Annotated in this window: 6 protein-coding genes; 2 read left to right on the plus strand and 4 right to left on the minus strand. The window is 71.3% G+C overall.

Going from position 1 to position 8,599, the window contains the following annotated elements:
* The 3 genes from K0M70_RS15770 to K0M70_RS15780 form a co-directional block, all read right to left on the minus strand.
* A partial coding sequence (locus tag K0M70_RS15770; protein ID WP_290783653.1) for a sialidase family protein occupies positions 1–965 on the minus strand: 965 nt, incomplete at its 3' end.
* 81 nt (positions 966–1,046) lie between these two features.
* A complete protein-coding gene (mnmG, locus tag K0M70_RS15775) occupies positions 1,047–2,924 on the minus strand; it encodes a tRNA uridine-5-carboxymethylaminomethyl(34) synthesis enzyme MnmG (RefSeq protein WP_290783655.1) in 1,878 nt (625 codons plus the stop codon).
* A gap of 501 nt (positions 2,925–3,425) precedes the next feature.
* On the minus strand, positions 3,426–4,532 hold the full coding sequence (locus K0M70_RS15780) for a hypothetical protein (protein ID WP_290783658.1): 1,107 nt from the start codon (positions 4,530–4,532) through the stop codon (positions 3,426–3,428).
* A 121-nt stretch (positions 4,533–4,653) separates the two neighbouring features.
* Between K0M70_RS15780 and K0M70_RS15785 the strand changes: the two genes are divergently transcribed.
* A complete protein-coding gene (locus K0M70_RS15785) occupies positions 4,654–5,568 on the plus strand; it encodes a DMT family transporter (protein WP_290783660.1) in 915 nt (304 codons plus the stop codon).
* 12 nt (positions 5,569–5,580) lie between these two features.
* Here the strand turns inward: K0M70_RS15785 and pepN are convergent, their stop codons facing one another.
* Positions 5,581–8,193, minus strand: coding sequence for an aminopeptidase N (gene pepN / locus K0M70_RS15790; protein WP_290783663.1), 2,613 nt, complete (start codon positions 8,191–8,193; stop codon positions 5,581–5,583).
* 67 nt (positions 8,194–8,260) lie between these two features.
* Between pepN and K0M70_RS15795 the strand changes: the two genes are divergently transcribed.
* A partial coding sequence (locus K0M70_RS15795) for a pyridoxal-phosphate dependent enzyme (protein ID WP_290783666.1) occupies positions 8,261–8,599 on the plus strand: 339 nt, incomplete at its 3' end.

Below are 8,599 nucleotides of genomic sequence, written 5' to 3' on the forward strand. Positions count from 1 at the left end.
CCGCGGCCGGGGGGGGGGCCCCCCGGCCCCCCCCCCGCGCCCACTCCGCCCCGGGCCCCAACCCACGGCCCCGGGTGGCCCCCGGGCCCCCCCCCCCCCCCGGGGGGGGCGCCGGCGCCGGTGTACCACGCCACCCAGGCCCGGTTGCCGCGCGCCGCAATGGCCGGGCCGTTCACCGGGCAGGCGGGCATGAACCAGCGGTCGGCGTGCACCGGCGCCGGCGCGGTCCAGGTCTTGCCGTCGAAACGGGCGACCTTGATGTCGCGGATCTCGCCGGCCTCGCGGTCGCGGTAGGCCACCAGTACGCCGCGGCCGCTGATCGCCGCATCGGTCTGGCAGCAGTCGCAGGCCATGGCGTCTATTTCGAGGTCCGTGCGTCGCTGGCCGGCCGCATCGAACGTCGCCGACCGCAGCGTCATCGCCCCGGCACCGCCGTGGTCGGCATGGTCGTGGCCGCCTGCGGTCTTGCGGCCATCCAGCCAGACGATCCCCAGCTGGTCGCGCGACTGCGGCCAGAGGCTGGCGAAACCGTGTTCGGTGGGCGTGCCGTCGTCGTGCACGGCGTCGGCGGGCCGCCAGGTCACTCCGCCGTCGCGCGACACCTGCAGGCGCACGTCGTAGGCGTAGGTGGCCTGGCCGTTCTTGACCAGCGTATGCGCCCACAGGCTGCCGTCGGGCAGCGCCTGCAGCGCGGGGAAGTCGGCCCAGTTCACGAACCAGTCCTTGCCCTGCGCGATCAAGCGCGGCGCCGACCAGCGCGCGTCCGCAGGGCCCTGGCGCGCGAACACCAGCCGATGGCCGCCGGCGGGATCTTTCTGGATCCAGCTCAGCAGCAGGTCCCCGCCGGGCGCCACGGAAAGGTTGGGCTGCGACGCGCCGGCGGGTGCGGGCAGCGGCCACGGTTCAACGGTGGCGGCCATGGCAAGGGCCGGCAGCAGGGCGAGGGTCAGCAGCAGGGTTTTCATCCGTTCACGCTAACCGCTTCTTCCGCCGCCGTCATCGTCGCACTGCCCACCCGCTGCATCATCAACTGCCGCGGGGCGGGCTCAGGCCACGCGCCGGCCGCGACGCTTGGCCAGGCAAACCAGCAGCAGGGAAATGGCGGCAGGCGTCATGCCGGGAATGCGCTGGGCCTGGCCGATGGTTTCGGGCCGCACCTGGGCCAGCTTGGCCTGCAGCTCGGCCGACAGGCCGGAGATGCCGGCGTAGGTGAAGTCGTCCGGGATGCGGCTTTCCTCGTGGCGGCGGCTGCGCTCGATGTCTTCGTGCTGGCGCACCAGGTAGCCCGAGTACTTCACGCCGATTTCGACCTGCTCGGCCACCGCCGCGTCGTCCACGCCCGGGCCCAGGCTGGGCAGCTGCATCAGCGTGGCGTAGTCGATCTCGGGGCGCTTCATCAGGTCCAGCGCGGTGGCCTCGCGGCTCAATGCAATGCCGGTGCGCTGCGAAAGTTCGCTGGCGATGGCGCCGCCAGGTGCGGCCCACAGCGCCTGCAGGCGGCCACGTTCGGACTCCACCGCCTCGGCCTTGCGCGCAAACACTGCCCAGCGCGCGTCGTCCACCACGCCCAGTTCGCGGCCGATCGGCGTCAGGCGCGCGTCGGCGTTGTCTTCGCGCAGCTGCAGCCGGTATTCGGCGCGGCTGGTGAACATGCGGTAGGGCTCGGTGGTGCCGTGCGTCACCAGGTCGTCCACCAGCACGCCCAGGTAGGCCTGGTCGCGGCGCGGCGACCACGCGTCGCGCTGCTGCACGTGGCGCGCGGCGTTCAGGCCAGCCAGCAGGCCCTGCGCGGCCGCTTCTTCGTAGCCGGTGGTGCCGTTGATCTGGCCGGCGAAGAACAGCCCGGCCACCAGCTTGGTTTCCAGCGACGCCTTCAGCCCGCGCGGATCAAAATAGTCGTACTCGATCGCGTAGCCCGGCCGGGTGATGTGCGCGTTTTCGAAACCCTTGATCGAACGCACCAGGTCCACCTGCACTTCGTAGGGCAGCGACGTGGAAATGCCGTTGGGATAGACCTCGTGCGTGTCCAGGCCTTCGGGCTCCACGAACACCTGGTGCGAGGCCTTGTCGGCGAAGCGCACCACCTTGTCTTCGATGCTGGGGCAGTAGCGCGGGCCCACGCCTTCGATCACGCCCGAGTACATCGGCGAGCGGTCCAGGCCGCCGCGGATGATGTCGTGCGTGCGCTCGCTGGTGTGGGTGATCCAGCACGACACCTGGCGCGGATGGTCGGCGGCGCTGCCCAGGAACGAGAACACCGGCACCGGCGTGTCGCCCGGCTGCTCGGCCAGGCCCGAATAATCGATGCTGCGCCCGTCGATGCGCGGCGGCGTGCCGGTCTTGAGCCGGTCCACGACGAACGGCCGCGCGCGCAGGCGCGGCGCCAGCGTGGGGGCCGGCGGGTCGCCGGCGCGGCCGCCGGGATAGTTCACCAGGCCCACGTGGATGCGGCCGGCCAGGAACGTGCCCGCCGTCAGCACCACGGCGCCGGCGCGGAACACCAGCCCGCTCTGGGTGATCACGCCGGTGACGCGGTCGCCCTCGATCAGCAGGTCGTCCACCGCCTGCTGGAACATCTCAAGCCCGGGCTGGTTCTCGACGATGCTGCGGATGGCGGCCTTGTAGAGCACGCGGTCGGCCTGCGCGCGCGTGGCGCGCCCGGCCCGACCCTTGCTGGCGGTGAGCGTGCGCCACAGGTTGCCGGCGCGGTCGGCGGCCTTGGCCATGGCGCCACCCATCGCGTCGATCTCGCGCACCAGGTGGCCTTTGCCGATACCGCCAATGGCCGGGTTGCAGCTCATCTGGCCGACCGTTTCGATGCTGTGGGTCAGCAGCAGCGTGCGCGCACCGGCGCGCGCGGCCGCCAGCGCGGCTTCGGTGCCGGCATGGCCACCGCCGATCACGATGACGTCGTAGCTCACCATTTGTGTTCCCTGGCTGTGGCCGCGGTGCGGGCGGATTATCACGCGCCGCAGGGCCCGTGTGCGGGCGGCCTGAGCTTGGCACGGTTCCTGCTTTGAGCAAAAGGCACCTACCGCGGCCGACGCCGGGGGGCGTTGACCAGACTGAACAGGGGCTGGTCAGGCGCGCGGTAGGGATGCCAGGGTGGGGGGGGGGCGGGGCGGGGGGGGGTTCCCCACACTCACCCGGGGCGGGCCTGGGGCGGGTTTGGTATGCCTGGGCCGGCACCCCCGGGGGGGGTGTCCCCGACCCTTTTTTTGGCTTTTTTTTGGGGCCGCACGGTTGCGGCAGGATTAAAAGTCGGCGCCCGGCGGGTCTTTGGGAACAGGGGGTATCCGGGGGACCTGGTGCCGGGCGCCGAACAAGCGATGCGGGGGCATGCTCAAGCGTCACTAAGCGACGCTTTGGGTCAGTCGACGGTCAAAGAATGGACCGCCTGCGCAGGTGAAGCAACGGGCGAAGGGCTATTCCTCCCGTTCCGAAGCTTGGTTCTGTGACGGAGCTCGCACTTCGGGTGGGTCAGGGCGCTCGAAGCGCGGCGCCTGCCGCGGCTCGGGACGTTCCTGGCGGGGCGCTTCGCGCGGCTCGGGACGTTCGTAGCGCGGCATCTCGCGCGGCTGGGGCCGTTCGTACTGCGGGACCTGGCGCGGCTCGGGGCGCTGGTACTGCGGGTCCTGGCGCGCTTCGGGGTTCTGGAAACGCGGCGTCTGGCGCGGCTCGGGCCGCTCGTAGCGCGGCATCTCGCTCGCCTCGGGGCGCTGGAAGCGCGGCACCTGGCGCGGCTGCGAAGGCGACGACCCGCGGTAGCCGCGGTAGTCCGGGCGCGGGCCACTGGCGTCCACGCCCGGCTGCGGCTGGACATCGCCAACGGGCGTGATGCGGCGCTCGATCGGCGGCGCCGGCTTCTTGCGCTCGCGGAAGTCGGCGCTGGGCAGCGGCCGCACATAGCCCTCCGGCGTCCAGCGACCCTTGTCGGCGCTGTTGTCCACGCCGGGGCCGGGGCCGGGGCCAGGGCCGGGACGCGGGCGACGGTAGTCGCCGCGGTTGTCGTCGATGCCGCCCGGATCACGCACGCCCGGGCGCGGCCCGCCCGTGTAGTGGTAAGGCGGCGGGCTGTCGTCGCCCGGCGTCACCACCCGCGGCGGCGGACGGTTGTCCCGGTCGGGGTTGCGCGGGTAACGGGAGTGGCGCCAGTAGTCGTGGCTGTTGTACCAGGGCGACCAGCTGCGGCCGTACCAGCCCCAGCTGCCATAGCTCCACTGGCTGCCGAACGACAGGCTCCAGCCCGAATAGGGGCGGCCGTAATAGCTGTTCCAGTACGGCGAGCAGCTGTAGTAGGGGCCGCAGGCATAGCGGTCCAGGCTCCAGAACGGCGAATACGAATAGCTGTCGTAATAGCTGTAGTCGACTTCTTCGGGACCCTGGTAATAGTCGCCGTAGCCGTCTTCGGCCGGATAGTAGTAGCCGCCGTCGCTGTAGTAGCCCTCGCGGTAGTAACCCTCGTTCATGGTCACGCAGCCCGACAGGCCAAGCATGAGCAAGGAAGCGAGCAGGACAATTCGGCGCGACATGGACGACCCCCCAATGGACGACCCCAGTCTCGGCGCGAGGCGGTGAATCCGTGCTTAACCTCGCCGTATCAAGTGCGCGTGCTACTGTTCGCGCCCTTCACATCGCCGCCCCGGGTCACCCATGTCGCTGCACCAAGCCTCGGGACGCTGGAAGTTGGGCCTGCTGCTGGCCCTGGTGACCGCAGCGTGCTGGGCCACGCTGCCGGTGGCGCTGAAGATCACCCTCGAACAGGTCGACCCCTACACGCTCACCTGGTTCCGCTTCGTGCTGGCCGCCGGGGTGATGCTGGCCTGGCTGGCGGCGCGCGGCGGCCTGGGCGGGTTCGCGGCGCTGGACCGCAAGCGCTGGTGGCTGCTGCTGGTGGCGGCGCTGTGCCTGATCGGCAACTACGTCTTCTACCTGCTGGGCGTGCAGCACACCTCGCCCGCCAACGCCCAGCTGCTGATCCAGCTGGCGCCGCTGCTGATGGCGCTGGGCGGCATCTTCGTTTTCCGCGAACGCTTCAACGCCTGGCAGTGGGCGGGCCTGGCGGTGATCACGGGCGGGCTGGCGCTGTTCTTCCGCGACCAGCTCGACGTTGGCGCCCCGGGCTACCTGGCCGGTTCGGCGCTGGTGGTTTTCGCGGCGGTGGTGTGGGCCACGTATGCGCTGCTGCAAAAGCAGCTGCTGATGCGGCTGTCGTCGCCGGCCATCCTGCTGTTCATCTATGCCGTGGCCAGCGTGGCGCTGCTGCCGCTGGCCTCGCCCGCGTCCCTGCTCAAGCTCGATGGCCTGCACTGGGGCCTGCTGCTTTACTGCGCGCTGAACACGCTCGTGGCGTACGGCGCCTTCGCCGAAGCGCTGGCGCACTGGGAGGCGTCGCGGGTGTCGGCCATCCTCGCCATCACGCCGCTGCTGTGCCTGGGCACCGTGGCCGGCGTGCACGCTCTCTGGCCCGCCAGCATCGCCTCCGAACAGGTCACCAGCCTGGGCTACCTGGGCGCCGCGCTGGTGGTGCTGGGCTCGGCCGTCACCAGCCTGATGGGCAAGCGCTGAGCTTCGCCCGGGTCAGTCCTCCAGCAGCCGCTGCAGCAGGTCGCCACAGTCCGGCGACACCAGTTTGCCTTCCAGCGACGCCAGCGCCGCGCGCGCGTTTGCGCGCTGCGGTTCGGCCAGGCGGCGCCAGCTCTCGAACGCACCCAGCAGGCGCGAAGCCACCTGCGGGTTGATGGCGTCCAGCAGCGCGATCTGTCCGGCCAGCAAAACGCCGCCGCGGCCGTCGCGGCGATGCAGGCCCAGCGGATTGCTGCGCGCGAACACGCCCAGCACGGCGCGCACGCGGTTGGGATTGGTCACGTTCCACCACGGCGAACCCAGCAGTCCAACGATGGCGTCCACCGTGTCCGGATGCGGGCGCGTGGCCACCAGGCTCAGCCATTTGTCGGTGACCAGGGGGTCGTCGGCAAAACGGCTGCGGAAATCCTGCAGCGCCGGCTCGGCGCCCGGGGCGTCGAAATGCACCAGGCAGCGCAGCGCGCCCAGGCGCTCGGTCATGTCGCGTGCGCCGTCGAACTGCGCCTGCGCCAGCGCGGCCATCGGGTCCAGGCGGGTCAGCCACGACAGGCAGGCATTGCGCAGCGCGCGTGCCGCCATCGCCTCGCCGGTCAGTCCGCGGCCGGCGGCATCGGCCAGCGCCTCGTAGCGGGCCTGCAGGCGCTCCACCTGGTCTTCGGCCAGGCGGTCGAGCAGCGATTCGCGGGCGCCAATCAGCGCGTCCACGTCCACCACCGCCACCGATTCGGCCAGCGTGTCGAAGTCGGGCAGCGCCAGGCATTCGGCCACGAACGCCGGGTCGGCGGACTCGTCTTCCAGCAGGTCGGCCAGCGCGTCGCTGAGTGCACCGGCGGCCGCGTCCTCGTCCAGCGTGCGCAGCAGCGCGCCGGTGGCCAGCTGCTGCAGCAGGTCCCAGCGCAGGAACGGGTCGCGCTCCAGCCGCGCCAGCCGCGCCAGGTCGCCGGCGCTGTAGTCGAAGGCGATCTTCACCGGTGCGGCAAAGCCGTGGTTGAAAGCGGGCAGCGGCTTGGCCTTCAGGCCCGTCCAGCGCAGCACGTGCCGCGCCGCCACCAGCTCCACGCGGCCCGCGCCCACCGCCGCGTCGCAGGTGGGCGCCGCGGTGATGGCCGCACCGTCGGCGTCGTAAAGCGCCAGCCGCAGCGGGATCAGCAGCGGCTGCTTTTCGGGCAGGCCCGGCGTCGGCGGCAGGCGCTGGTCGACGGTGAGGGTGTACTCGCCGCGGCCGGCATCGAAAGCTTCGGCAATGTGCAGCTCGGGCGTGCCGGCCTGGGCGTACCAGCGGGCGAACTGGCCCAGGTCGCGACCGCTGGCGCCGGCGTGCGCGGCCAGGAAATCCTCCAGCGTGGCGGCGCGGCCGTCGTTGTCGGCGAAATAGCGGTCCATGCCGGCGCGGAACACGTCGTTGCCCAGCAGCGTGTGCAGCAGGCGCACCACTTCGGCGCCCTTCTCGTAGATGGTGAGCGTGTAGAAATTGCTGATTTCACGGTAGCGGTCCGGCCGCACCGCGTGGGCCAGCGCGCCCGCATCCTCGGCGAACTGGCGGCCGCGCAGCACCCGCACCGCTTCGATGCGCTTGAGCGCGCGCGAATGCAGGTCGGCGCTGAACTCCGAGTCGCGGAACACGGTCAGGCCTTCCTTGAGCGACAGCTGGAACCAGTCGCGCAGGGTGACGCGGTTGCCCGACCAGTTGTGCAGGTATTCGTGCGCCACCACCGATTCGATGCCCATGAAGTCGGCGTCGGTGGCCGTGGTTTCGTCGGCCAGCACGTAGCGGGCGTTGAAGATGTTCAGGCCCTTGTTCTCCATCGCGCCCATGGTGAAGTACTGCGCCGCCACCACGTTGAACACGTCCAGGTCGTAGGCGCGGCCGAAGCGCTGTTCGTCCCAGCGCAGCGATCGTTCGACGGCGCCCAGCGCGTAGTCGCAGCGCGGCACGTCGGCCGGGTCGGCCCAGACGTTGAGCTCCACGTCGCGGCCTTCCATCGTGGTGACGGTGCGGGTGACGCGATCCAGCGCGCCGGCGGCGATGGCGAACAGGTAGGCCGGCGTGGGGTGCGGATTCTCCCAGGTGGCCTCGTGGCGGCCGTCTTCAAGCGCGCGCGCCGACACCGGGTTGCCGTTGGCCAGCAGCACCGGGTAAGCCGCGCGCGGCGCCCGCAGCACGATGCGCCAGCGCGGCATCACGTCAGGCCGGTCGGTGAAGAAGGTGATGCGGCGGAAGCCCTCGGCTTCGCACTGGGTCAGCAGCAGGTCGCCGCTGGTGTACAGGCCTTCCAGCCGCGTGTTGGCCGACGGGTGGATGCGCACCACGGTTTCCAGCACGCAGGCGGCGTGCACGCCGTGGATGCGCAGCTCGCGCTCGCCGTGCTGGTAGCGGGCCGGGTCCAACGCCACGCCGTCGAGCGAAATCGCCAGCAGCGCCAGGCCTTCGCCGTCCAGCACCAGCGGCGCGCCGGGCTGTGCCGGGTCGGGCTGCAGCTCAAGCCGGGCGGTCACCCGGGTGGCTTCGGGGTCGAGATCGAAGGCCAGGTCGGCATGCACGATGCGCCAGGCGGGCGGGGTGTAATCGGCCAGATGGACGAAGCCATCCGTGCGGGGAGAGCTCATTTTTAGGGGCATTCCGTAAGGATTTGCGGCTTTGTTAGGCTAGCACGCACCCCTGCACGGACCCGACATGACCGATGGCCTCTTGACTCACGCCGATGTGCTGGCCGCCGCCGCGCGCATCGCCCCGCACGCGCACGGCACGCCCGTGCTGCGTTCGGCGTCGCTGGACGAACTGACGGGCGCCGAGCTGTTCTTCAAGTGTGAAAACTTCCAGCGCAGCGGCGCCTTCAAGTTCCGCGGCGCCTGCAATGCGGTCTGGGCGCTGGACCCGGCGCTGGCCGGGCGGGGCGTGGTCACCCATTCCTCGGGCAACCACGGCGCAGCGCTGGCGCTGGCGGCGCGGGGTCGCGGCATTCCCGCGCACGTGGTGGTGCCCGAGGGCGCCGTGGGGGGGGGGGGGGGGGGG

Source organism: Arenimonas sp. (assembly GCF_019459675.1).
Taxonomy (GTDB): Bacteria; Pseudomonadota; Gammaproteobacteria; order Xanthomonadales; family Xanthomonadaceae; genus Arenimonas.